General features: G+C 39.9%; 20 protein-coding genes. 4 read left to right on the top strand and 16 right to left on the bottom strand.

The features are described from left to right. Positions 1-59 precede the first annotated feature (59 nt). The 8 genes from AC2TFD_RS12755 to AC2TFD_RS12720 form a co-directional block, all read right to left on the bottom strand. The gene (locus AC2TFD_RS12755; protein WP_484675831.1) at positions 60-557 is read right to left on the bottom strand and encodes a hypothetical protein; all 498 of its coding nucleotides are present in this window, start codon (positions 555-557) and stop codon (positions 60-62) included. A gap of 421 nt (positions 558-978) precedes the next feature. Then, positions 979-2,451 carry an aldehyde dehydrogenase gene (locus AC2TFD_RS12750; protein WP_484675830.1) on the bottom strand — a complete coding sequence of 491 codons (1,473 nt, stop codon included), beginning with the start codon at positions 2,449-2,451 and terminating at the stop codon, positions 979-981. Next, positions 2,448-2,648 carry a 2-hydroxymuconate tautomerase gene (locus AC2TFD_RS12745; RefSeq protein WP_335567582.1) on the bottom strand — a complete coding sequence of 67 codons (201 nt, stop codon included), beginning with the start codon at positions 2,646-2,648 and terminating at the stop codon, positions 2,448-2,450. The genes AC2TFD_RS12750 and AC2TFD_RS12745 overlap by 4 nt, the downstream gene beginning before the upstream one ends. 25 nt (positions 2,649-2,673) lie before the next feature. Then, positions 2,674-3,465 carry a 2-keto-4-pentenoate hydratase gene (locus AC2TFD_RS12740; protein ID WP_484675829.1) on the bottom strand — a complete coding sequence of 264 codons (792 nt, stop codon included), beginning with the start codon at positions 3,463-3,465 and terminating at the stop codon, positions 2,674-2,676. A 64-nt stretch (positions 3,466-3,529) separates the two neighbouring features. Next, entirely contained in the window at positions 3,530-4,309 is a 780-nt protein-coding gene (locus AC2TFD_RS12735; protein WP_484675828.1) for a 2-keto-4-pentenoate hydratase, read from the bottom strand. 23 nt (positions 4,310-4,332) lie between these two features. After that, positions 4,333-5,346, bottom strand: a complete 1,014-nt coding sequence (gene dmpG / locus AC2TFD_RS12730) for a 4-hydroxy-2-oxovalerate aldolase (protein ID WP_484675827.1) — start codon at positions 5,344-5,346, stop codon at positions 4,333-4,335. Further along, positions 5,343-6,254: an acetaldehyde dehydrogenase (acetylating) gene (locus AC2TFD_RS12725; protein ID WP_484675826.1), complete on the bottom strand. Its 912-nt coding sequence runs from the start codon at positions 6,252-6,254 to the stop codon at positions 5,343-5,345. The genes dmpG and AC2TFD_RS12725 overlap by 4 nt, the downstream gene beginning before the upstream one ends. A gap of 34 nt (positions 6,255-6,288) precedes the next feature. Continuing rightward, entirely contained in the window at positions 6,289-7,284 is a 996-nt protein-coding gene (locus tag AC2TFD_RS12720) for a catechol 2,3-dioxygenase (protein WP_484675825.1), read from the bottom strand. A gap of 233 nt (positions 7,285-7,517) precedes the next feature. On the opposite strand from AC2TFD_RS12720, the gene AC2TFD_RS12715 reads away from it, so the two are divergent. Next, on the top strand, positions 7,518-8,291 hold the full coding sequence (locus AC2TFD_RS12715) for an IclR family transcriptional regulator (RefSeq protein WP_484675824.1): 774 nt from the start codon (positions 7,518-7,520) through the stop codon (positions 8,289-8,291). A gap of 7 nt (positions 8,292-8,298) precedes the next feature. Here AC2TFD_RS12715 and AC2TFD_RS12710 read toward each other — a convergent pair whose 3' ends face one another. From AC2TFD_RS12710 to AC2TFD_RS12675, 8 genes are all read right to left on the bottom strand, one after another. After that, on the bottom strand, positions 8,299-9,171 hold the full coding sequence (locus tag AC2TFD_RS12710) for an FAD synthetase family protein (RefSeq protein WP_484675823.1): 873 nt from the start codon (positions 9,169-9,171) through the stop codon (positions 8,299-8,301). Positions 9,172-9,248: 77 nt separating this feature from the next. Then, positions 9,249-10,238: a catechol 2,3-dioxygenase gene (locus tag AC2TFD_RS12705; protein WP_484675822.1), complete on the bottom strand. Its 990-nt coding sequence runs from the start codon at positions 10,236-10,238 to the stop codon at positions 9,249-9,251. A 104-nt stretch (positions 10,239-10,342) separates the two neighbouring features. After that, complete coding sequence (locus AC2TFD_RS12700) at positions 10,343-11,857, bottom strand: 4-hydroxyphenylacetate 3-hydroxylase family protein (RefSeq protein ID WP_484675821.1); 1,515 nt, start codon at positions 11,855-11,857, stop codon at positions 10,343-10,345. 253 nt (positions 11,858-12,110) lie between these two features. Next, positions 12,111-13,994 carry a XylR N-terminal domain-containing protein gene (locus AC2TFD_RS12695; protein WP_484675820.1) on the bottom strand — a complete coding sequence of 628 codons (1,884 nt, stop codon included), beginning with the start codon at positions 13,992-13,994 and terminating at the stop codon, positions 12,111-12,113. A gap of 242 nt (positions 13,995-14,236) precedes the next feature. Further along, on the bottom strand, positions 14,237-18,406 hold the full coding sequence (locus tag AC2TFD_RS12690; protein ID WP_484675819.1) for a 5'-nucleotidase C-terminal domain-containing protein: 4,170 nt from the start codon (positions 18,404-18,406) through the stop codon (positions 14,237-14,239). Positions 18,407-18,839: 433 nt separating this feature from the next. Next, the gene (locus AC2TFD_RS12685; protein WP_484675818.1) at positions 18,840-19,214 is read right to left on the bottom strand and encodes a DoxX family protein; all 375 of its coding nucleotides are present in this window, start codon (positions 19,212-19,214) and stop codon (positions 18,840-18,842) included. A gap of 377 nt (positions 19,215-19,591) precedes the next feature. Next, positions 19,592-20,809 carry a CaiB/BaiF CoA transferase family protein gene (locus AC2TFD_RS12680; RefSeq protein WP_484675817.1) on the bottom strand — a complete coding sequence of 406 codons (1,218 nt, stop codon included), beginning with the start codon at positions 20,807-20,809 and terminating at the stop codon, positions 19,592-19,594. 48 nt (positions 20,810-20,857) lie between these two features. Beyond that, complete coding sequence (locus AC2TFD_RS12675) at positions 20,858-21,811, bottom strand: MBL fold metallo-hydrolase (RefSeq protein ID WP_484676305.1); 954 nt, start codon at positions 21,809-21,811, stop codon at positions 20,858-20,860. A gap of 357 nt (positions 21,812-22,168) precedes the next feature. On the opposite strand from AC2TFD_RS12675, the gene AC2TFD_RS12670 reads away from it, so the two are divergent. The 3 genes from AC2TFD_RS12670 (at position 22,169) to AC2TFD_RS12660 (ending at position 25,759) form a co-directional block, all read left to right on the top strand. Then, entirely contained in the window at positions 22,169-23,104 is a 936-nt protein-coding gene (locus AC2TFD_RS12670) for an FkbM family methyltransferase (protein WP_484675816.1), read from the top strand. Positions 23,105-23,241: 137 nt separating this feature from the next. Next, positions 23,242-24,837 (top strand): acetolactate synthase large subunit, encoded by a 1,596-nt coding sequence (locus AC2TFD_RS12665; protein ID WP_484675815.1) that lies wholly within the window; start codon positions 23,242-23,244, stop codon positions 24,835-24,837. A gap of 544 nt (positions 24,838-25,381) precedes the next feature. Further along, the gene (locus AC2TFD_RS12660) at positions 25,382-25,759 is read left to right on the top strand and encodes a GntR family transcriptional regulator (RefSeq protein ID WP_335567598.1); all 378 of its coding nucleotides are present in this window, start codon (positions 25,382-25,384) and stop codon (positions 25,757-25,759) included. Position 25,760: the final 1 nt, after the last annotated feature.

Genomic DNA, 25,760 nt, shown 5'->3' with positions numbered 1-25,760 from the left:
ATACCTGTCAGTTTTTATTAGCAATCTTTTTAATCAGATATCTTACTTCAAATCAAATTTCATTTTTCTTGATAAGAATACAATTCGTCAACAAGATTTTCCCACTGTTCATACAAGGCATTAGCTGTCTCATAGTCTTCATAGTCTAACGACAGATCATCCTGTAATTTCTCTTTTAAACGAGAGCACAATTCTTCCCATCCCTCTAAGCTTTCGTTATCAACAATGTTTACTAACCTCGGTTTCGTTATATCCCAATTTGAATAAAGGATATTACACCATTCCAATAAATCCTCTCGGTATTTGTTTAGTTCCTCGATATCAATAAATTGGTCAGCTTCAATCACCATCTCAGCTTGATAAGCACTTTTATCCAAATATTGTTCCACGATTAGGATTTGTTCGTCCATTTCCCTATAATTAACAGTGCCTTCATCAATTTCTTCCTGATATGCATTTGATTCTCTACAAAGCAGTTCCAATTGTTCAAATAAACTTTTAGCTGTTTCATGACACCGTTCCAACAAATCATGACGGTATTGAGTATTTTCATTCATTTTGATCCATTCCCCCACCCAAGTTGTTTATTTTCATCCTCTTCATTCGTAAAAGAAGTGGTTATTTATCATAGATAAATTAACCACAATCACATACTATGTACCGTGATTGTCCTAGGATTAGGCGATTACCTATAGACATAACACATGACTTCAGTAATTAAATGGGAATAAAAAAATCCTATTTACTATGTCGCTATTCAAATGAAAGCCCCTAATCAAAATAGTCGTTTACCTTTGGAACCTATTAGCTTTTTCGGTCACTTGGAACCCTTCACTTGACCAAATAATCCCCTTCTTGCATTTTCTATCATAAAAGTACCTCTCAGATGACCTTCTCTACCCTTTCATCCTGTCCTAGCAATATTTTTGCAAACAAAAAGAAGGGGACTCCCCCTTCTGAGATTAATTCTATAATTTACTATTTCAATGCTATACAAATATTCTTCGCTTCCGTAAAGAACTCCATGCTGTGGTGACCGCCTTCACGCCCCACTCCGCTTTTCTTAAACCCGCCAAAAGGTGCTCGTAGGTCACGAACAAACCAGCAGTTCACCCAAATCGTACCGGCACGAACTGAATGTGAAATCCGGTGAGCGCGCTGGAGATTTTCCGTCCAAACGACACCGTTCAAACCATATTCTGTATCATTGGCAATACGAAGGGCTTCTTCTTCAGTATCGAAAGGTATGATTGTCACGATTGGGCCAAAGATTTCTTCTTGGCAAATTCGCAACTTTGGATCTTCAGTTAAATATATAGTAGGCTCTAAGTAATAACCATTTTGTAGATATTCAGGCAGTTCCGGACGTTTTCCACCACAAATTAACGTGGCATTTTCTTCTTTGGCAATCTCAAGATAGTTGGTTACCTTTTTATAATGCTCTTCACTTACAACCGGACCCATTTTTGTTTCCACATCTTGTGGATCACCGACTTTTAGTTCCATAGCTGCTTTCTTAAATCTTTCAAGGAACTCATCTAAAATCGATCGTTGCACCAAGATTCTTGATCCCGCAAGACAGATTTGCCCAGAATTCATGAATGCCGCATGAATCGAAACAGGGATGGCTTTATCAAGATTGGCATCTTCAAACACGATATTTGCTGCTTTGCCGCCTAATTCAAAAGAAACCTTTTTCAATGTGTCAGCGCCGTTCTTCATAATTCGCTTTCCGGTAGCCGTCGAGCCCGTAAAGGAAACAAGATCTACTTCGGGATGGGTGGTCAGAGCCGTTCCAACCACACCGCCTAGGCCATGAACCACATTGACTACGCCATCTGGAATTCCTGCTTCATTCGCAATTTCTCCAAGAAGTGAAACAGAAAGAGGAGTCATTTCAGCTGGTTTAATAACAGCTGTGTTACCCGCAGCAAGACAAGGTCCCAGTTTCCAGGTGGTCAACATGAAAGGAACATTCCAAGGGGTAATGAGTGCAGCGACTCCAACTGGTTCGTAGCGAGTATAGTTTAAATACTCATCCTCCATTGGATACACTTCACCGCCTTGTTTTTCCATAAAGTCGGCAAAGAATTTGATGTTGTTAGCAGCACGTGGAACTTCATGCTGTACTGCAGAGTGAAATGGTTTTCCTACATCGGTCGCATCTAAGCGAGCAATTTCTTCTTTTCGCTCAAGGATAATTTCAGCCATTCGACGGAGCTTTGCACAGCGCTCGGCTACGGTCATTGTTCTCCACGGACCATTTTCAAAAGCGTCCCGTGCTATACGGCAGGCACGATCCACATCCTCTTGTGTGGCTTCACTGACTCTCGCAATGACTTCCTGTGTTGCCGGATTTTTCACTTCAAAAGTTGCACCATTACTTGCATTCACATATTCCCCGTTTATATAAAGACCAACTTCTCTGACTCCGGTTTGGACGTTTGTCATTTTGAAACCTCATTTCTCTTTTTAACTGATTCGCCTGCGATGCCCCAATGTTCTGGCTCTAATTCATTTATCATGACGCGAACACTTTGGACGGGAGCATCTAACACCTCTGATACTAAATCGGTCATTTCCCGAATTAATCGTTCTTTCTTTTCTGGTGATCTTCCTTTAAGAATATTTACCTGTATAAATGGCATATCAACCTCTCCCTTCGCAATTAAGTTATTCCGTGAATACCGCCTCAACCGAGCCCAGTCCATCAAAACCGGCCGTGAAATGGTCGCCCGCTTCAATTTTAATTGCCGCGGATAGGGATCCGCTTAACACAACTTCTCCAGGTTGAATACATTGACCAACTTTATACAACCGATTCGCTAACCAAGCAATCGCTCTTGCTGGATGCCCCATCACCGCTGCCCCTGCACCTGTCGCAACAACTTCTCCGTTTTGTTTAAACACCATTCCCATCAATTTCAAATCGAAATCTTTTGGTGAATAGAATCTTTCCCCCATAATAAATCGGGAAGAAGATGAATTATCTGCCACTGCATCTGGCAAGGTAAAGCTGAACCCATGGAAGCGGCTGTCAATGAGTTCAACTGCAGGTGCAATATATTTTGTTGCATTAAGTACATCCGCTACCGTTACATGTGGACCCTTCAATTCCTTGTCAAAAATAAAGGCAATTTCCGGTTCCAACTTTGCATGGATGAATGGTGCAAGAGAAATCTTTTCACCTTCATTCAGCTGCATACTTTCAAGTAAGACCCCGTAAGATGGTTCATGAACCCCTATCATCTCTTGTTTCGCTTTGCTCGTTAATCCGAGTTTCCAGCCTATTCTTTTTGTATTTTCTTCTTTGCATTTCATTTCGATTAAGCGTTCTTGTATTTGATAAGCTAATGCTTCGTCAAGTTCAGGATAGGCGTCAACAAACTTACTTACCGCTTTTTTCTGTTTTTCCGCTTCGAAAAGTTCAAAAGCAATTTGATCGATTACATCCGTTTTAATCATAGTATCACCCAGTCTCTTTTGATATTTCCTCTGGTCAGTCGAGGCAAAAGTCCCTTATCTAGCCTTATTTTTTAAATGAAGCCGTGACTGAACCAATATGAGCAAACTCCGCTGTAAAAGTGTCGTTTTCCTTCACTTCAATCGCACTTGTTAAAGCACCTGAAAGAATGATTTCCCCTGATTTTAGGGAGACATCGTACTTTCCTAATGAATTTGCCAGCCATGCGACGGAACGAAGTGGATTTCCAAGGACGGCTGCCCCCGCTCCTGAATCAATCATTTCTCCATTTCGATAAGCGACCATACCGATATGCGTGAGATCTAAGCCATCAAGCCTTGTTGGTTTCCCTCCAATAATTGCACAAGCAGAAGATCCATTGTCTGCGACGGTGTCTTCAAACTTGATCTTCCAATCCTCAATCCGGCTGTCAATCACTTCAATGGCCGGAACGATATATTCCGTAGCTTCAACGACGTCAAGGATGGAAACATTCGGACCTTTTAAATCCTTTTTTAAAATAAAGGCAATCTCAAATTCTACTTTTGGTTGAATATAGTGTGATAGGGAAATCGCTTCGCCTTCGACCACCATCATATCTGCCAATAAATGCCCGTAATCAGGCTGCTTGACGCCAAACATATTTTGAATCGCTTTCGATGTCGCACCGATTTTTTTTCCAACGATGATGCCGCCATTGGCAACTTTTCTACGGATAATCTCTAACTGCGTATAATATGCTTCATCGACGGTAATCCCAGGATAGGATACCGTTAGTGGCTTGATAGCCTGCTTTGTTTCCTCTGCTTCTAAAAGATTTGTAGTGGCTTCTTGAATGATTGTCACAACTGTCCCCTCCTTTCGTGGAACTATACTTTTAACCCTTTTTTCTCCGCTAGTTCAACAGCGACATCTAATATCCAGTCCTCCTGGCCAGCAACAGTTTGCCTTTTACCGAGCTCTTCCATAATTTCGGATACTCCGATTCCAAACTTTTCCGCAGCATGTTTAACATGTAATAAAAAGCTGTTATAAACTCCGGCATATCCACTTGATAAATTGCCGCGATCAATCACGATTGGAGACTGCATGAGTGGGGCTATCTTTTCCTCAGCAGCATCCATTAAAATTGCTAAGTTGATACCTGTTTCGACGTTCATTTTATTCAGGACTGCAACAAGGACTTCCGTTGGCGCATTTCCTGCTCCCGCTCCGAGTCCTCTTAGCGTTCCATCGATTTGATCGGCACCAGCTTCAAGCGCCGTTATTGTATTGCCAATGGCCAAGCCAAGATTATTATGAGCATGGAAGCCGACCTGAATGGATAGCGCTTCTTTTAAAGCGGAAACTCTTTCACGAACACCACTTTGAACAAGAGCTCCTGCAGAATCCACTATATACACGCAATCGGCACCATATGATTCCATCAACTTTGCCTGCTCCGCAAGCACGCTTGCAGGCTGCGTATGAGACATCATAAGGAAACCAACCGTTTCAAGTCCTAATTCTTTGGCTAAGCGGAAGTACTGCTCGGTAACATCTGCTTCTGTACAATGCACGGCGATTCGGATCACAGAAATGCCCAATTCGGCTGCTTCTCTTAACTCTTTGCTCGTGCCAATCCCCGGTACGAATAAAGAAGCAATTTTAGCTTGTTTCGCGGTTTCAATCGCCACTTTAATCAAGTCATATTCAGAATGAATAGAGAACCCTTGCTGAATGGTCGAGCCATTTAATCCAGAACCATGGCTTACTTCAATAACTGGTACACCTGCTTCATCTAATTCTTTTACAATTGTACGTACCTGTTCAGGCGTATAACTATGGCTAACGGCATGATCGCCATCTCTTAAAGTTGTGTCTGTCAGTCTAGGTATCTTCATCGTGTTACCTCCTTAGCAGCAAGATAATGTGCAGCATATACATCTCCGACTCGGTAGGCGGAGGCAGTCATGATATCCAAGTTTCCGGCATAGGTAGGGAAGAAATCCCCCGCTCCGACTACTTCATTCATGATGACCACCGTAGGCAAGCGGCCCCATGGAGTTTCACGATAGTCAACAAATGGCGTACCCTTTAAACGATAGCCTGGAACATAGCTAGAAATCTCAGCCGCAATCGATTGAACCGACTCAATAACCGCTGCTTCATCAAATTCTTCTTTAATCACCGCATAGACGGAATTCGTCATATTAATAGGTGGTTCTGCTGGATTGAAAACAGGAATGGCTCTTGCTGTTTTCGCTCCGCCAATTTGCTGAACCGCATTTGCTGTTGTGCGGACAAACTCATCGACATTTTGTCTTGTTCCTGGTCCAATTGATAGACTTGCCGCGGTCGCAATGACCTCTGCATAATGAACAGGCACCACACGATTGACGGCGTGAACAAGCGGCGTCGTCGCCTGGCCGCCACATGAAATCAAGTTGACATTCATGGCTTCAAGATGATCATGCAAATTAACGGTTGGAACGACAAACGGGCCAATCGCTGCCGGAGTCATGTCAACGGCTAATTTTCCTTGTTCTCGTAATGCTTGAGCATTCAGCTTATGGGCTTTCGCGCTTGTTGCATCAAAGACAATCTTAATCTCTGGATCTTCCAGAATTGCATCGATTCCATGATGGCTAACTGCAATTCCCTTTTCCTTTGCTCTTGCAAGTCCTTCGGAATTTGGGTCAATTCCTGCCACTAAGGCTAAATCCATGTTTCCATCATTTTTTAAAATTTTATACATCAGGTCTGTTCCAATATTTCCTGATCCTAAAATTGCCACTTTTATTTTCGTCAAGACCATCCACCCCGCTTTTCTACTATTCAATGAATTAAGGTTTTACAACTTCTTTTTCAACAGCCTCACTTGATGTAAGTGGAGTACCTTGAGTCCACCAGGATACAGGGAATTCTGTTCCAATCCAAGTATCGCCATTGCCAGGCACGTCTTTCATGTCCCAAATCACCGGCTTCCAAGCTGGATCCGTAATGATATATCCTGCATCACCGAACAATTCGATGCGGTTGCCGCCTGGTTCAATTACATACATACAGAACGCTTGGGAAACTCCATGCTTATTAGGTGGAACTTCAATTTTAAAATCATGATCTTTAAGTAAATCAGACACATCATAAAGGTTTTGTGGAATGCCGTACCAGTAGCAAAGATGATGAAGCTTTCCTTTCACACCATTAGGCTCTTGCATTAAAGCAATTTCATGAACAAGATTGGAAACGCTCACCCAGCTTCCAAGTACATGACCGTTATCTTGAATTTGCTCTCTTAAACGGAAGCCAAGATTGTCGATTAAAAAGTTCGTATCGCCAGCTGGATTAGAAGTCATAAGATTGATATGATCCAGGCGACGAACCGGTACACCACGATCTGGACGTTTGGATGGACGATTTAATAGTTTTGAGCGTTGCTCTTCTTTTACATGGTAATATTCCACGTCCCATAGAATTTCCATTAAATGACCATCAGGAGTAGTAAATTGATAGGCTTTTCCATGACCGATATCTCCGTCGATCCAGCCTTTACCTAATCCCGTTTTTTCAATTTCTTCTACGCGGCGCTCAAGTGCTTGCGGGGACGTTGCCCGCCAAGCAACATGACCAACCCCTGCTTCTTTTGATTCAGTGATTTTCAATGTATTATGGTAAAAATCCTCATAAGCACGAAGATAAACGGAACCTCCGGAACGAGCCGTTACTTCCATTCCTAGAAATCTTGTAAAAAATTCAACAGATTGTTCAAGTTTTGGAGAAAGAATCTCCACGTGTGCTAATTGTGCTACATCAAAAATTGGTTCTTTAAAAATAGACATGCCTATTCCCCCTGAATTTTTCAAGTTTTGTGAATCATGAACAAACTATATTGACGAAATATACCAGGTGATGATACCGTTTTCATTATATCCGGTATCAAATTCTCGCCATTTTCCTAAACCTGATGTATATCCCTATCTTAAGGAGTTTGTAAGGAACTCACAACAAGGGTGTCCCTTTATGCGGGACAGTTTCTGAATTTTTACAAATTTTTTTTAATTCGGAGGAAATTATGATACAAGAACAAGAAAAGCTGCTCTCTTCAGTAAAAAGTGCGATTAGAATCCTGCGTGCTTTTAAAATGGATCAACCACAAAAAGGAGTACGTGAGTTAGCAAATGAGCTTGGTTTAGGAAAAAGCAGTGTCCAAAGAATTCTTGCCACACTGGCTTCCGAGGGTTTAGTACAAAAAGATAAAGAGACTAATAAATATGAATTGGGTCTCTCTGTTGTTGAATTGAGTTCCATTGTTCTAGGTAATATCGATCTACATACAGAATCACGCCCAATCCTAACTGACCTTGCCAATAAGTGCGGGGAAACCGCCCACCTGGCCATTTTGGATGGGAATCATGTGGTCTATTTAGATAAAGTCGAAAGTAAAACCTCCAATAGAGTACCATCTCACTTAGGATTTCATAACTATGCTCACTGTACGAGTTCAGGAAAACTTCTACTTGCACATAGTGGAAACTACTTGGTCGATCTAGTGATTCAAAATGGACTCAAAGCAATTACACCAAAATCGATTACAGACCCAGATAGGTTCCGTGATGAGTTGAATACAATCTTAAAACGCGGCTATTCCGTTAGTGTCGATGAATATACGATTGGACGGACATCTGTGTCAGCACCTGTCAGAGACCATACAGGAAAAGTTATTGCAGCTATTAACCTAGTAGGACCTAGTTCACGATACTCCAAACAAAGGATTCAGTATTTTGCGAGTGAATTACTCCGTGCCGGAGAATTAATTTCCGAAAGACTTGGATACTGGAAAAGATAAGGTTTCCTTAGAGATTCACTAGAGAGGAGCGTAAAAAGACTTGTCTTGAAATTTCTTCGTGAACAAACCCTTTAGGCAAAGCTTTCTTCCAAGAAAGTCGAACGGTTTCCCCTTCGTAAAAAGGAAATACTTGCCCTTGTGGTGAAAGTAAAGTAAGCCTTCCCTCACGAACGACCGCGATCTGTGTGGTCGTCTCCTGGTGAAGGTTTACGGTGACTTCATACCAGCCTGAAGCAGGCATTAAATAATCCGTATGAGGCACTACCTCCAAATGCTTTTTACGGAAAGTAATCCTGCCCTCACTTTGATAATCATTTCCTAAGTTAGAAGCTATCCTTTCCATTTCGCCAGTCAAAACTAGATTACGAATGAGCGAGCTACTAATTTTTTCCCCTTCCCACTCTATTTTATTAACCTTGATTCCCTCAATTTTTCCATCTGAGTCCCTATTGATGGTATCCATATTGCCTTCTCCCCGGTGTCCATATGTAAAGTCAAAACCTGCTACCACCTGTTTTGCTCCAAAGCCCAGAAGATAGGTTTGAACAAATTCCCTTGGAGATAACCCCGCAAATGCCTTAGTAAACTGAATCAAATAAAAAGAATCTGCCCCTAGCTCTTCAAAGATTCTTCGTTTATCAGTGAGTGGCATAAGATAAGGGATGATTTTTTTCCCATTTGAAAGGACCTCTTTCGGGTGGGGGAAGAAACTCATAATCACAAAAGGGAGTTCTTGTTCTACCGCAACCCTTTTCGCCTCTTTTATCACCTGCTGATGACCTAAATGAACTCCATCAAAAAATCCTAGAGCTATCACACAAGGTTTTGTTCGTAAAAGAGTTTGTTCACGGTTGTTGCTTGTCACATGAATGAATTCCAAGATAGCTCCCTCCATTGTTTACAATATACTTATCTCTATAAGCATTTCTTCCGTATCAAAAGTCCCATATCAATCTATTATGATTTCACGACTTCCTCTGATTTCACAGGTGTGAGTGGTGTTCCCTGCGTCCACCATGATTGTGGGAATTCAGTTCCAATCCATGTGTCGCCATTGCCAGGAACGTCCTTCATCTCCCAAACCACCGGCTTCCATGCTGGGTCCGTTATGATATAACCTGCATCTCCGAATAATTCAATGCGGTTTCCACCGGGTTCAATCACATACATGCAGAACGCCTGGCTGACTCCGTGCTTATTCGGTGGAACTTCAATACTAATACCATGGTCTTTAAGCAAATCTGCCACATCATAAAGATTTTGAGGAATTCCATACCAGTAGCAAAGATGATGCAGCTTCCCTTTAACTCCGTTGGGCTCTTGCATATAGGCAATTTCATGAACGAGATTGGAAACACTAATCCAGCTGCCCAGCACATGGCCATTATCCTGGATTTGCTCTCTTAATCGAAAACCAAGCGTGTCGAGCATAAAATCCGTATCGGCAGCTGGATTCGAAGTCATGAGATTGATATGATCTAAGCGGCGAACCGGTACACCACGATCTGGGCGTTTAGATGGTCGATTTAATAGTTTAGATCTTTGTCCCTCTTCCACATGGTAATACTCAACATCCCAAAGTATTTCCATTAAATGACCATCAGGATTTGTGAATTGATATGCCTTTCCATGTCCGATATCACCATCAATCCAGCCTTTGCCTAATCCCGTTTTTTCAATTTCCTGCACACGACGCTCTAGTGCTTGCGGAGAAGTGGCACGCCAAGCTACATGGCCGACTCCCGCTTGTTCGGATTCTGTAATGATTAACGTATTGTGATAGAAATCCTCGTAAGCACGAAGGTAGACGGATTTTTCTGAACGAGCCGTTACCTCCATTCCTAGAAATCTTGTAAAAAATTCCACAGATTGTTCTAGCTTCGGAGAAAGTATCTCTATGTGAGCAAGCTGTGCTACATCAAATATTGGTTCCTGGTATGAAGTCATGGTAATCCCCCTATTATTAAATTGATTGAAATAGACTACTTAATTGTTAGACTCACTTCAGGCGATGATGGTCATTAAAGAAGATGAGCAACTCTCCCACTGCCTTATGATTTGATGACCGCTTCTTTTTCCGCAGCGTCTGCCCATGTATTGTTTGTCCAGCCATTAAGGTCATAATCGCTTAAGGCAGAATCGACGAACGATTTTTGCTGATTAGCTGCACCTGTAGCCTCAAAGTGGAATAAAGCTTCCATGTTGATGTTTTCATGGTTTCCAGCATAGTTGACTTCATATAATTCATGACGGCCGCCAAACTCTGTGCCGATTGTATCCCAAACCATTTTCAATAATTTCACACGTTCTTCTGCACCAATTCCCGTTCCGCGATAATAGGTGTCTAAGTAAGGTTTTAAATCTTCATTAAGGAAATCTTTTGAACTTGAAGGCAATTGAATTAACCCGCCAGCCACAACTTGCTCAAAGATATTCTTCACCTTAACCCAAGCCAATGGTGCTAACGCGCGATATGCTGCACTCGAGTATGAGTTTGGAATCACTAAGCCGTTTGGCCCTTTTTCAGGATCTGTTGCCATTGCGGTAGAAAGACCCCAAAACATATTTCGTAAAGCGACGACTTCACCAATCTTTGCCTGAACTCCACGGAAATCCTTCGTTCCAGCTCCTTCTGTTGCTTTTAATAACAAACCTGTCATAAAATCCAATTTTACGGCAAGACGTGTACAGCCATGGAAGGTAAAACGCGGGATGAAACCGCTCACTTTCGCGAAATTATTTGATACTTCAATATTTCGATAAGCCAATACATCTTCCCAAGGGATGAACACATTATCGAGCACAATCACCGCATCATTTTCATCAAAGCGGCTGGATAATGGATAATCAAATGGTGTTCCGGTTTTATATGCATTTAACTCATAGGATTGGCGGCTGATCATGCTAACCCCTTCCGCATTCATTGGCACGAAGAAGATCAGTGCATGACTATCATCGCCGCCGCCTAAATCTTTCGGTCCATAGTTCGCAACAAAGTTATAATGAGTTAACGCTGAAGCTGTTCCTACCATTTTGGCACCGCTTACAATTATTCCGTCATCACGCTCCGCAACAGCACGAACAAATGCATCTTTATTCTCGTGCAAAGGTTTTGAACGATCCACTTGCGGATTAATAATCGTATGGTTAATGAATGGTACTTCCTTTGTTGCTTTTTTGTACCATGCCTTTGCGTTGCCTTCAAAGCCTTCATAAAAATGACCAAACGCATTTAGGTGCCCTGTAAAAGAAGCTTTATAATCAGGAGTACGTCCCATGAATCCATAGCTTAGCTTTGCCCACTGTGCAATGGCATCTCTTGCCTCTAGTAAATCCTGGGAGCTTGTAGGGGTTTTGAAGAATTTATGTGTTCTGTCGCCAAATTCGGTTGTTGTGGTTAGGATATCACGTGTAGCCGGATCATGAAGAGCATCGTACATTCTCGCATATGAACGAGCAGCGTTTCGATAAGCTGGATGTGTTGTGACATCTTTAATTTTTTCTCCGTTTAAATAAACTACCCTGCCGTCATTGAGACTTTCCAAATATTCTTTACCTGTGTACATTTCTTCAACTCCATTCTTAGACTATTACTTTTTTAATGTGATTAATCTCTCAATCACTAGTTTTATCATAATTTATCTGAATTTTCATAACAATAACACGAGATGACAGAAAACTCAGTAAATACTGCCACTTTGTGCTAGTATTGAAAAAAAATGCCAGACACTCCCACTACCTGATGTTTCTGTGGGAAATCTGACATTTTTTTAGTTTAATAGGCTATGAGATTTTTAAATACAGAATAAAACATGTAACCTACTCTGCTTGGATTTTTTTGATTCTTTCATGCTCAACAATTTTCAATGCCTTTAACGCCATCATCAACTGAAATTGTCTTTGAGGATCACGCAAGTCACAATCAAGAAGGTCGGTAATTTTGTTGAGGCGATAACGAAGTCCGCTTTTAGAGAGTGCCAGGGACTCCGCTGTTTGATCCAGGTTTCCTCCTTGTAGAAGAAAATGGTAGAGTGTTTCAATCAACTCTAGTTTATTATTATCGAGATTCTCGTAGAGAATCCCAAGATGATCTCGGATCATTTTCCTAATGGCTTGTTTGTTTTGGTTATTGATTAAAATTCCCAGCATGCCTAAATCACTGAAAAGCGTGATCGGTTCATCCCTAGAAGATAACCTTACTGCTGAACGGGCTTCTTCCATTGCAACTCCTGCTTCAAGAATGTCGCTGTACTGCGAGCTTATTCCTGCTAGGAATAAAGCATTTTCTATTTGCTTTTTTAAAAATGCGACTAAAGCCAGAATCGTTTTCACCAAGTTTTGCTGACGACCTTTTTTGTCAGTAAGTAGGAGAATTAAGCTGTCAGGTCGTTGACCGATTAACACATTGAGGTTCTCTTCATCTCGAAAGTAAGCAGACACCATTTCAAATATTTTTTTATGAAGAGTAAATTCCTTTTCATCACATGAATTCAAAAACCTGTAGGACAATGCCACAATATGATAGTGACCAGAAAGATCTAATTGAATAAAATCTGCTTTCCTCATAATTTCTTGCTGCGTATATTTCCCACTAATCATTTCTTCAAGAAAATGACCTTTCACTTGTTCCATCGATTCTATTTCTGTTTTTTCCTTTAAAAACAGCAGCGAGCAGATTGATGCTAAGCGATCAAGAATCATCGAGTCAATCTCATAATTAGGGGTTCTTTCTCGCTTATATAGAAAAGAACAATACCCTACTACCTGGCCTAATAGAAAGATGGGAGACATCAGACAAGTCCCATTTTCAAATGAAAAAATACTCACTTTGGTATGGCATTGCTTTTTATCCGAAATCTCAAGAAATTTTTCTCTACTTGACTCAAAGTCTTCTATGGTGATGCCTTTACAGGCTATGATATGTTGACGACTATCTTCCACGACAATCGGCAGGTGATTTTGTTTATGTAAAATGTCGAGAATTGAATTGATGTTATTGCCTTTTATCAGCTCATTTGTCATTTCATTATAAGTTTTTGACACAAATGCGAGATTATTTCTTTCCAGCATGAGCTTTTCATTTGTTTGCTCCAGTTCCTTCAAAATCGGCAGTTCTTTACTATAAGAAAAGAATTCCTCTGCCTCCTCCTTCCATTCCGAAACTAGACGCCCTTCCCAAATACAACATGGTGCACCTTGTCCCTGACATTGCAATTCTTTGAAAAAGACGTCCACTCCAATCACACCAGTAACATATCCCGTGGCATAACCAGTCAACGTATAACAAACAGGCCCTTGGCTAATCCCAAAGTTTCGAAGATGTTGTTCCGCTTCATAAGAATTTTCCCAAACGCCTTTAAAGCGAAACGATTTAATTTCATTTCCTTCTACTTCAAAGTCTTTTTCGGTGATACGGGAATTCGCATGCCCTTTTAAGGCATGAATAATCGGACCATATTCTATCTTTTCAAGTAAACTCAAAGAATCTTTTTTAGCTACCTTTTCTGCATCTTCAACTCCTAATTGATAGCCATACTTAAAAAAGAAGGTTTTCAGCCGATTAATCCCGATATTCTCGATTAAATCACGCTGCATTGCCCCGAAAGCTCTGGTCGAAACAAAAACAGATCTTTCATTGTTTGCAAACCATAATTCATTCTTCTGGCGAATATGTAATAAGTCATTTAGTTTTAGGGTTTTCATTCCATTGCTCCCTTTTTTCTTATTTAGTTCAGAACAAAGTAAATCTTAAGTACAAATGAATGAAAAATAAATATTGACTTATGCTTTCTAAGAGGTTTAATAGTTTCTATTATACTGATGGATTCACCATATGAAAAGGCTTTCAATTACAAGCAATATACAACAATACAAAATTTCAGATAACTCCTTTTTATGAATGTACAAAAAAGGCAGTTTGCCTGAACAGCAATCTGCCTTTTTTCTTACTTACCGTTTTTCTTTAATACATCTACAATCGTTTCCTTACTAACGTTTCCAGCAGCATCTGCGGCCGTCACGGTTAAAATATTCTTATGTTTTTGCTTTGGCACAGACACCTTAAACTTACCGTTCTCATCAGCTACAGCGGTACCTAGCTCAGCCTCGCCCATCATGACCTTAACAGTTGCAAAGGCTTCTGTTGTTCCAGTGACAACCGTATCATTATGAATGACAGGAGAGACGTTAGGTGAATCTGGTGCGGTTACGTCAATAACCGTCACGACTGTCGCATCACTTACATTGCCAGCAGCATCTGTTGCTGTCACGACAATCACCGTACCAGCTGCTTGCTTGGCTATTTGAATTTCAAAGCTACCGTCAACTAAAGCAGTGCTTGACCCCACAATGGTTCCATCAATAGAAACTTCAACCGTTGCACCTGGTTCAGTTGTTCCAGTTACTTTTGTAGATTGATCATTAACTTCATTTACTGAAGGTGCCACTGGAGCTGCACTGTCAGCAACTTCTTGTACAATTCTACCTTCAACCACTGGTGAAACAGGATTAACCTTTTCTAAATAAGAAGTAAACACTTCAAAGTCTACAATGTATAACTCTGTGATACGTCCTTCATCCTTTGCCGATTTAAACATGCTGTATCCATCGCCCCCGTCGGCAGTGAAGGCGTTTGTCGCTACTCGATACATTTTATCAAGTTGAAGTTCTTCATACCCATCCGCTGTTAATGCCTCTACATACCAAACGCGTTCACCAACAGGTTGTGCTGGGTCATACTTGAACTTTAACCCTGATACCTGCATAAATGAACCTTGACCAGGTGCGCTCACACTATGCTCTAAACCAGCAAGAATTTCTTCTCCTGTTAGGTCAAGCGTAACGAGGTTGTTACCGAATGGCAGTACTGTTAACACTTCCCCTAACGTGATATCTCCTTGATCAATGGAAGCACGAATTCCACCGCCATTTTGCATCGCAATATAGGTTGGAATGAATTCATTTGCTGTTGCTGCCATGCCGTCTGCAATTAAGTTTCCTAGATTGGTCTCCTTACTGCGAACATCAGCACGCTCTCCATTTAACACAACCGAAGTATTACCCACTACCTGTTTCTGAAGCTCTGTTAAAGGAGCTTTGAATTCCTCTACCTTCGCTTTGGCAGCAGCATCCTCAGCATACGTATTTACATCCTTTAGTTCCCCAGTGAAATTCGCTATTACACCATTTTCGTCGAATGTTACATCAAGAACACCAAGGTATTTTAAATACTCATTTGCTTGGACGATCAATGTCGGCTCCTCTTTTTCTACAACAACTGGCGCATCTAGTTTTGTATGGGAGTGCCCGCCAACGATCACGTCAATTCCGTCCACCTCTTCCGCTAAATCCAAATCTTGTTGATAGCCTAAGTGTGATAAAGCAATAATTTTGTCTACACCTTGTGCTTCAAGCATTTCAATTGTCTCATTGGCTTTTTCAACTGCATTTTCAAACATAATGTTATCTCCAGGGTTGGCTAGGAACGTTGTATCTTCTGTTGTTAATCCAAAGATCCCTATCTCTTCTCCATCTACTTCTTTAATAATCGCCGGGAAGATTTCTCCTTGTTCATCTGTTCCACCGATTGCGTTATTGAAAAGTGGACCTAGTTCAGAATCATTTGTCATGTTTACGTTGGAAGATACAATTGGGAACTCAGCCTGCTTGATGAAGTTCGCTAGAGTTACCGAATCCTTATCAAATTCATGGTTTCCAAGAGTCATAGCATCGAAGCCTAATTGATTCATAAAATACAAGTCTGCAAGACCTTGATACTGTCTGAAATATAATGTTCCTGAGAACACATCCCCTGCATTTAGCAACAGGCTATTTTCCTTCTGGGAACGCAATTCGTTCACAGCAGTAATCAAGCGCGGAAATTGCTCAACATATGCATGGGTATCATTGGTATGCAGAAGCGACATCGTAAATGGTCCTTCTTCTACAGCTAAATCCAACTGTGCCACAAGTGCATCATGATCACTAGCTCGTCCATGCTCTTCCATATACGGAGAGTTAAAGTTCACGATATCGAGTGTAGCCTTTTCACCTAAGTTATTGGATACTAAGATATGATCCAGCACTTGTGCATTTCCTTGATAGTTGTATGTGTATCTTTCAGAAGCAGGTAACGTTTCGACTAAGTTTGTTAAGTCATCACCTTTTAATGCTGCTAGTGGTGCCGAAAACTCAAAATCGTTTAAATCACCTAATACGACAACATTTGCGTCTTCATTCTTATCTTTAATGGCAGAGACAAAGTTATTAACGATGGTCGCAATTTGCACACGTTGTGCTTCACTTTCAAGGTACGGCGGTTGATTTTTTCCGAATAAAGGATGATCTCCACCTTTTGAGTTGAAGTGATTGTTAATGACAATGACTTCTTCACCTTGGAAAGTAAACTCAGCAGCAAGTGGCTTACGGCTTGAGTTGAATGCAGCATTTGTTGGGTCAATGCGGCCAGGGTTTAATGTAAGAGAACCATTATCATAAGCAACAGCTGTTGTGGAATTTCCCTTTGGTGCCTCGTTTAGAGTCACACGATCAGGATTGTATAGATAACCTACACGGATGTTTCCTCCTGGTACTCCACCATCCTTACCGTTTTCAGGGGCAATTTCTGTCCAAGCATAAGTTGGTCCGCCAAAGCCTCTGATCGCATCACTTAATGACTTATAGTTTGCATCTGCTTTTACAACACCGTTATTTGTTTCCCCACTATCGTCAAGCACTTCAACTAGACCAATGATATCCGGAGAACCTAGGTTTTCAACCATTGATTTTGCCAGCTTATCGCGTTTGACAGTATCTGTTGCTACGAAGTTTTCGATATTGTAGCCTGCGATGGTTAGTTTGTCTTCTTCATTCTGGATCGTTGTTACTTCATTCGTTCTTTCACGTTCTACTCGTACAGGTAAATCGGCTGCTTTTGTGAGAATCTTAAAGTTACTAAACGTATAACTAACGACTCCTGTGACAGTTCCAGCAAAAGAGTCACCCGCTTTCGTTACATAGCTACGATCATCAAGCTGAAGTAGCATTTTCTCAGGATTTTGATTTTCTTTTGTTAAAAGAGGAGTTCCTTCTTTCGTATATGCTTTTCCATCCACCTGCCCCGTAATAACAGGTACTTCTCCAAATTTCTGTGGTCCTGTTACAGCTGGATTTTCAATGGAAACAAGCATTCCTTCAAGGCTTTCATAAAAATCAATGCCATCTTCTGCTGGATCAAATGTACCCAATTGGTCGTTATCGATGACAGAAGTTGGTGGAATCGCGTCCGTACCAATTACGATTGGAGCCGGAAGCTCGTTTCCACTAGAAACCTTTGTAATTTTTCCGGATTGAGCATTAATTTCTGTCATCGCTAGATCCGTTTGGAGCTTCTCGGCATAACCATCTAGTACCCACTCCTTTACAAGTCCCGAAACGGTTACACTATCACCGACAGTAACACCGTGAGTTGGCTTATAAACAAGAATACCTTCTGAAGTATTTGAATTGTCATCAGGATTAGGGTCTTGCATGTAGAAATTACTGCCGTCTGCTACATAAGTTACGACCCCAGCTACATCTACTACATTTTTATCTTTGTAAGGTGAAGTATGAGATTGACCTTGGATGTCACGAATTTTCAACCCTGTTTCACCCGTTAGAGGGGGTTCATCTGGAGGTGGTGTTGTGCCATCGAATGTTATGGCCGATGGAGATTTTAGGCCAGGTACTGAAAAATAAGCTTCGAGTGAACCAGTAACAAAAACCTTTGTGCCCGCTATCGAGGGATTTGTTAATAATCCAAAGGTTGGGCGGAATTTAGACGGTATTTGAACGGGTAATATTTTCGTTGCATCTCTTTCAGTAGGACTATCTGCAATAGCAAAGTTTGTATCTGCTGCAAATGGTGCCTCGAAATCATATGTAGCTTTCCCACCACTGCCACTTGTTGTATAACCTACAATATACCCTGCCACAGTGGCTATCCCCGTATTATTGGCAATGGCCTGCGCAACCGTAATCGTTTCTGCAGCCTGTGCTCGGTATGGGAGAACCATACCTATCAACATGACAAACATAGTCGTTAGAGCAATTACTTGTTTTCTAATCCTCTTCAAGTGTGTTCCTCCTCTAAATCTCTTTATATTTACCTCTATAAAAGTAGTACTTCCATAAAATCTTCCAAATATATGAAATTTACTCCTCCTTTCTCATGCAGGGAAGCACTACCAATATACCCATAACTTACCATTTCTCCTTGTACTTTCGTTCTGTTTAACGAAAAATTTACTCACTTTAAATAAAACATTAATAATCTTTACGTAAGAAAATATTGAACTTCCAAAACTACACTACTAGAATACAATTTTTTGATTATTCTTAAATGAGAACAATTGCCCATACCCTTCTTCCTAGACTAAGCTTTCCAAACTAAAAAAAACGTTCCTTACGAAATGTAAGAAACGTTAAAAAAATTCTATATATCTATTTAATATTTCACTTTTGCGAAGAATTAATTAGGGACACTATTTACCCACCATTATTATATATTTACCAAGTCCAGTTTGTGATGGAAAGTAACATTAATGCTGCAGCTGCTAATGCCAAATTCTTAAGGAATTGACTTTGTTCCCCTGCCCTTGCTGTCTGATCCTCAATCTTCCAGTAATTATGCATTACGAAGGCTGAAACCACTAAGAATAGTACTAATAAATAGAGACCCCATTCGACCCAATATGCCGTAAGGATACTTAATCCTCCCGCAAGGAGTACTAATCCTGTTATGACTACCGATAGACTAGGTGCTGGGACCCCCTTATAAGAGGCATACTGCTTTAAACCTTGAAATTGGATGAAATGATTAAGACCAGAATAAACAAAATAAAGACCAAAAACTGCACGACCCACCAGCCATAGCCAATCCATTCATGCATCATCCTTTCATGAGGTTTGTTACTTCCACTATAAATATATACTTTTTATTATCAGAATATTCCTAACACATTCAATTGTATTTCTCACTTATTTGTAAGAACTGTACGCTTTTTTGAATAAACTGTATGGTTTTTGTAAAAACTTTACGCTTTTCATCCAGACTGTACGCTTTTTCAGTCAAACTGCACCGTTTTATGTAGAAACTTTATACTTTCTTTACACTTTTATAGTCTAATTATTTATAACTGCCGCTTATTCTAAGGTTATCAATATCGGAAAGGATGAACTGTATGTCAGAGACAGTTCTTAAAGCAACCAATATTTCAAAAGTACTCTTTTTTAAGTTAACATAATATGATTATATAACTTCATCTATTCGATGCATCTCCCCTATTTTTAAATTGTCTCCCTAAAATTCCTTTATCCGCGAATGCTTCAATTGCTTGTGAATCAAAGCCCGCCTCTTTTAAAATTTCCTCCGAATGGGTTCCAGTCGGTACACCTGTAAAATGATATTCTGCAGGTTGTGTAGAAAACTTTATCGGAAAGCCGATTTGCTTTTGAGTACCGCCTTGTGATTTCGGTACAGAAACCACTAAGTCCCTTGCCTTTATTTGAGGGTGATTAACCGATTCTGAAAATTTCAGCACCGGCTCGACACAGCCATCAAAGTCATCACCAAGGATGGTTAGCCATTCATCAAACGATTTTTGTTTAAAGGCCTCTGTTAGCCCCATTTTAAAAGCATGTTGATCCGCTGCATATGGACTGCTGCTAAGTTTTAAAAGCTCACTATCACCTATTAATTGACAAAGTCTCGCTTGGAATTGTGGTTCTAAACTTCCTACCGAAAAATAACGGTGGTCAAGAGTCTCATAATAGTCGTAGTAAGAACCGCCGTTTAACAGGAGTGATTCAGCTTCTGGTTCTCTCCCACCAACTAAATATCCTGAGCCAAACATAGTATTTAAGGAAAAAACCGCATCAGTTATGCTTAAATCAATATACTGACCTTCGCCAGTATTTTTACGATGGTAAATAGCTGCTAAAATACCTATGACTGCAGGCATTGAGCCCCCTGCAAGATCTGCAACTTGAATCCCTGCTGGAACAGGTGCTTGGTCCTTTCTAGAAGAATAGCTGGCAGCTCCCGCAATTGCTAAATAGTTAATATCATGTCCAGCACGGTTCCGAAGTGGACCCGTTTGCCCATACCCAGTAATTGAGCAATAAATAATATCAGGCTTGATTTCTTTGAGTTTTTCATAGCCTATGCCCAATCTCTCCATAACCCCTGGCCGGAACTGTTCAACGACAATGTCATATTCCTGGACCAACTGGTAAACTACTTCTCTTGCTTCAACCAGTTTTAAATCTAATGCTAATGACCGCTTAGAGCGTTGCAATTGTCCAAATACCGCTGATACTTCCCCATCCATCGGCTCAAGAAGCTTCACTAAATCCACACGATCAGGAGATTCCACTTTAATCACATCTGCTCCCATATCTGCAAGCATCATCGTGGCAAATGGACCTGGCAGGAGTGTAGTAAAATCCAAAATCTTTAAACCGTTTAATATTCCCATATTTCCCCTCTCCCTGCTAATCTTGATTAACTTTAAATCAAAAAAGGGTTATTTGATCATTGCACGATAATACAATTTATCGTCCTTCCGCTCACTATATACTTCACCACTCTTTTCAAGATATATAAGTCGTGTAATAGTGGCCAAAAATGGAGCAAAAAATTTTGTCGGACTTAAGCTTCTATATAGTTCTTGACATATCTGCCATGATGTTTTTTCATCATTTTCTATAGAAATTAAGATTTGTTGTAAGCGATGTTTGTGTCCTGATATCATTTCGTCTATCCGATCGTTTAGATTAAAAATTAGCTTACCATGACCAGGTAGTGCTATCTTGGTAGAAAAAGCTTTTAATCTTTCCAATGAGTCAAAATTATCCTTTATTGGATTCTCGTCGTTTTCTGACCAAATTGCTATGATTGGAGAAAGCCCAGCGAGAACATGATCGCCTGTAATCATTACCTGCTGATTCTTATTATAAAAACAGAAATGATCTGAAGAATGCCCTGGAGTCCAAATTGATTTATACGTTTCGTCCCCTAGCATAATTGATTGCTCTTTTTCAAATAGACCATCAGGTTCAAATTCATAGGCGGCCGCCTCTGGATTCTCCATATTTTTAGGTATTTCAGGACCACCATGTGTTTTAAAGAATTCGCGCATCCAATTTGTATCTACATTTTTTCGTTTTCTTAGTAGTTCTTTATAACCCAAACTTGAAATATAGACAGGAACATGATGATGTTCCTGAAACCATCTAGCAAGACCAATATGGTCAGGATGAGCATGTGTAAGTACTAATTTATCGACTGTAATTCCCGAAGCTAACGTTTTTTCCCAAATATCGATTGATTCCTTTGCTTCACTGCCTGTGTCAACAATTATAAAACCATTTTCTCCCTGAAATAAAAAGCTGTTCATTTCATACATTCCAAACGGATATCGAACGACAAGCTGATAAATTCCTTCTGAAACTTTCGTCAGGGTTGGATAATCTTCCATCAATAAAAACTCCTCCACTACAATATGTACATCTAATTATAATCCATCCAGCATTTATTTTTGCTTTTCTTGCACTTATTTACAGAATATTTTTAATTTTGATTCTGAAATGTCAATACAGATCTTTTAATCATCTTATTTGATAAAAATTTGCCCCCACGAGGTAGCACGCCAAAATTAGCTTGGCTTCACCAATTTTGAAATTCTCTCAGAGGTAATAATGTCTTCCTCAAGGTATTTCCAAGCCCCAGCATTATCATTGTAAATTTATTGTTAATCTTTCTGCATTCTAAAGGAGTTTTCATATGTAATAGAAAATTCTATGAATATAGTGATGTAATTTATAGGAGGTGGAAAATGAACACGCTAGCTTCTGCAGGAAAGACTTTCTTATTAAAAATGTGGGGAAATTATCCAAGGACGTGGAAGTTTTTAATTGATGTAGGGATCTTTCTAAAATACAAAACCTTGAATACAAGTAAAATTCCAAACGAAATTGTGCTGCTTTCCTCTAATTCGATTTTTGTCAATTCAGAAGAAAATCGTGGCAGGGCATTGTTGATCAGCAATGGAATGACGCAGAAGCGCCTGACAAATTTTTGGAGTTTAGCCGTGAAAGAATATTCACCCGATGTGGCTATCGATGTAGGTGTAAACTATGGAGAATGTATTTTCTCAACCAATTATCCTCCACACACACAAATTTATGGAGTTGAAGCGAATTCAGATTTGTTAAAGTTTATCCATCAATCAAAAGAGGTTCATCCCAATAAAGACCAAATGAAGATCTTTAATGTGTTTGCGGCAGATAAAGAAGAAGAAAAAACGTTCTATGTAGATAAACATTGGTCTGGTACCTCTTCTGCAGCCTATCGTCCTACACACGATATGGTTGAACAAACTACTGTTAGCTCTGTCAGTATTGATTCGATCATTGAAGAGGATGTTACAAACAAAAATATTTTATTTAAAGTAGATGTTGAGGGATATGAAGCATTTGTTCTAAGAGGAATGACAGAACTCATTCAGAAAAGTGCTTCTGCTCTAGGTTTCATTGAGTTTAATAGTGAATATATAGAAAAAACCGGGGTAAATGTAAATAATTTCTTGCAGTTTTTACAACAACATTTTTCAGTATACATCTATAAAAAAGATAAACTTGTAAATGGAAATCTACTGACTCTTACAGATTTACAAAAACTTTTTGGGTCAAATTATGTTCATACCGATATCATTTTAGTGAAGAATGGAAAAAAACAAATAGATATACACCTGCTTTCTTCCGCTTCATAGTGTATAAACCGGGCATGGTTCATTCGTTCCCGTATTTTTTTTGACTTCTTTCATAAGGACCTTTTTCTACAGCACTGGATTACCATTCCATTTAATGGGGAAAATAGGAAAAGTGTATTTTGAAAGGAGACTCTTCTATGAAAGCGACAGATTTACTCGTTCAATGCTTAGAGAATGAGGGAGTTGAGTATATTTTTGGGATTATGGGATCAGAAACCCTTGATCTGATGGATTCCTTGTCCAAATCGAAACAAATTCAGTTTATCAATGTTCGTCATGAGCAAGGTGCAGCTTTTATGGCTGATGTTTACGGCAGATTATCAAAAAAAACTGGCGTCTGTTTAGCGACATTAGGACCAGGAGCTACAAACCTATTGACTGGCATAGCAAGCGCAAATCTTGATCATTCACCGGTTGTGGCGATTACAGGACAAGCTGGTTTTGAAAGGCAGCATCTTGAATCGCATCAATATATTGATATCGTTAAACTCTTTGAACCGGCTACAAAGTGGAGTGTGCAAATAAAAGATTCACAAACGATTCCTACTATTATACGAAAAGCTTTCCGAGTAGCACAAATGGAAAATCCGGGTGCTGTATTAATTGAATTGCCTGAGAACTTAGCACCACAAATGATTCCCGGTAACCCATTGCCTGTTAAACCTATTCCAAAAAGCATCCCTACTTCACAAGCGATTGATGACGCTCGTAAGTTAATTGGTCAGAGTCAAAGACCACTTGTCTTGGTTGGAAACGGGGTAATCAGGCAAGAAGCAGTTTTTGAACTACTTACATTTATCGAAAAGTTGCAATCCCCTGTTATCCATAGTTTTATGGCAAAAGGAGTTTTACCGAAAGATCACCAACAAAATTATTTTACATTTGGTTTTAATATGCAAGATGAAGCATTACCAATAATTGAGGAGTCCGATTTAGTTATCGTTGTTGGATTTGACTTTGTTGAAAAGCTTCCTAAAGATTGGAATAAAAAGAAGCGTCCTATTTTACATATCCATCCACTTCCTGCCGAAATGGATCAGCATTACTCTGTGAAGAGCGAATTGGTTGGGCATTTGATCGAAACTTTAAGCATGCTTAACAAACAGTCTATTCCGTCGAAACAATGGGTTCCTAGTGGAAATCTACAGGAAAAGATTCGGACAGCTTATCATATTGATAGCGAACAGAATGAAAATCTATCCCTCAAGATAGAGAATGTCTTAAAAGTAATTGAAAAACAATCTATGGAACAGACGATTGTAATATCTGATGTCGGCTCCCACAAGGTCTCTATTGCCCGTACCTATCAACCAAAACAAGCCGGGAGGCTCATCATTTCAAACGGATTAGCCTCCATGGGAATTGCCGTACCTGGCTCCATCGGTGCTAAATTGGCTTGTCCTGAAGCCACGGTTATTTGTATTACTGGGGATGGTGGGGCATTAATGAATATTTCCGAAATCGAGACTGCAAAACGATTAGGCCTATCTTTTATTATTATTGTGTTAAATGATTCAACATTAAAATTAGAAAAACAAATGATGCAGCAAAAATTCGCTAATACTTTTGGAACAAACTTTGGTAACCCCGACTTTGTGCAGCTTGCCGAAAGCTTTGGAATTAAGGGGGTACGCTCCAATGATTTAAATGAGTTTGAGCAAGTATTAAAGACTGCTTTAAATCAGACAAACGAGGTAACCTTGATCGATGTGAAAACAGAAATAGATGGTTAGTATGGCGACAAGGCTCTGTTTTTATAAAGCCCAGATAGGAGATAGATTAATGGAAAAGTGCTTCATGAAGACCCAATTGGTGATCCATTAACAATACGGGCCTCATGAACGACTCATGAAGCCCGAAAAATAGATCATGAATCATTACGGGACTCATAAATGCTTCATATAGACCGAAATGAAGTTCCATGAATCATTACGGGCCTCATGAATGCTTCATAAAGACCGAAATGGAGTTCCATGAATCATTACGGGACTCATGAATGCCTCATGAAGCCCGAAAAATAGATCATGAATCATTACGGGACTCATGAATAATTCATTGAGTCCCATTTCCCCTCTTTCACAGCAATCTCTCCCCTAGTAAAGACTGTAACCATTATTGCCTCAACAGATTTCCGGTTTGATATCTTCATAGCCCCAATCCTATCTCATAAAAATGACCTAAATTCCAATTATGGCATTTCCAAACTTACCTTTTTGTTATAGATGAAATAGAACAACCGTGTTATACTAAATATATAACAGATTGGAGGGAAAACAGGTGCTTATTCGAATTGAACCCGAATCTGATACTCCGATTTACGCACAAATATCAAATCAAATTATAGAAGGAATTGCACGAGGATTCATTCAGCCAGGGGAATCGCTTCCTTCTGTGCGAGCTTTTGCGGCAGATCTTGGCGTTAACATGCATACGGTCAATAAAAGCTACCACCAATTAGAGCAAAAGGGAATTATACGAATTGTTCCAAAATCAGGCGCTATTATCTCTTCACCACACGATTTCACGGAAGTCTCTTACAATAGATTAAAAGATGATTATAAACCCCTCATTGCAGAATCTCTTGTGTTAGGATTGTCAAAAAAACAAATCCAAGAGCTCGTTACAGCATTAATTAAAGATATTAAGGAGGAATAAC

Source organism: Neobacillus sp. plas4 (genome assembly GCF_057221695.1).
This window is presented reverse-complemented; position numbering and strand designations above follow the sequence as displayed.

What these genes read in the sequence shown, in the direction of transcription:
- AC2TFD_RS12700 (WP_484675821.1), bottom strand. Translation starts at nt 11,857, where the DNA reads ATGTACACAGGTAAAGAATATTTGGAAAGTCTCAATGACGGCAGGGTA.
- AC2TFD_RS12720 (WP_484675825.1), bottom strand. Translation starts at nt 7,284, where the DNA reads ATGTCTATTTTTAAAGAACCAATTTTTGATGTAGCACAATTAGCACAC.
- AC2TFD_RS12705 (WP_484675822.1), bottom strand. Translation starts at nt 10,238, where the DNA reads ATGACTTCATACCAGGAACCAATATTTGATGTAGCACAGCTTGCTCAC.
- AC2TFD_RS12685 (WP_484675818.1), bottom strand. Translation starts at nt 19,214, where the DNA reads ATGGATTGGCTATGGCTGGTGGGTCGTGCAGTTTTTGGTCTTTATTTT.
- AC2TFD_RS12750 (WP_484675830.1), bottom strand. Translation starts at nt 2,451, where the DNA reads ATGACAAACGTCCAAACCGGAGTCAGAGAAGTTGGTCTTTATATAAAC.
- AC2TFD_RS12755 (WP_484675831.1), bottom strand. Translation starts at nt 557, where the DNA reads ATGAATGAAAATACTCAATACCGTCATGATTTGTTGGAACGGTGTCAT.
- dmpG (WP_484675827.1), bottom strand. Translation starts at nt 5,346, where the DNA reads ATGAAGATACCTAGACTGACAGACACAACTTTAAGAGATGGCGATCAT.
- AC2TFD_RS12680 (WP_484675817.1), bottom strand. Translation starts at nt 20,809, where the DNA reads ATGGGAATATTAAACGGTTTAAAGATTTTGGATTTTACTACACTCCTG.
- AC2TFD_RS12670 (WP_484675816.1), top strand. Translation starts at nt 22,169, where the DNA reads ATGAACACGCTAGCTTCTGCAGGAAAGACTTTCTTATTAAAAATGTGG.
- AC2TFD_RS12745 (WP_335567582.1), bottom strand. Translation starts at nt 2,648, where the DNA reads ATGCCATTTATACAGGTAAATATTCTTAAAGGAAGATCACCAGAAAAG.
- AC2TFD_RS12740 (WP_484675829.1), bottom strand. Translation starts at nt 3,465, where the DNA reads ATGATTAAAACGGATGTAATCGATCAAATTGCTTTTGAACTTTTCGAA.
- AC2TFD_RS12665 (WP_484675815.1), top strand. Translation starts at nt 23,242, where the DNA reads ATGAAAGCGACAGATTTACTCGTTCAATGCTTAGAGAATGAGGGAGTT.
- AC2TFD_RS12695 (WP_484675820.1), bottom strand. Translation starts at nt 13,994, where the DNA reads ATGAAAACCCTAAAACTAAATGACTTATTACATATTCGCCAGAAGAAT.
- AC2TFD_RS12715 (WP_484675824.1), top strand. Translation starts at nt 7,518, where the DNA reads ATGATACAAGAACAAGAAAAGCTGCTCTCTTCAGTAAAAAGTGCGATT.
- AC2TFD_RS12675 (WP_484676305.1), bottom strand. Translation starts at nt 21,811, where the DNA reads ATGGAAGATTATCCAACCCTGACGAAAGTTTCAGAAGGAATTTATCAG.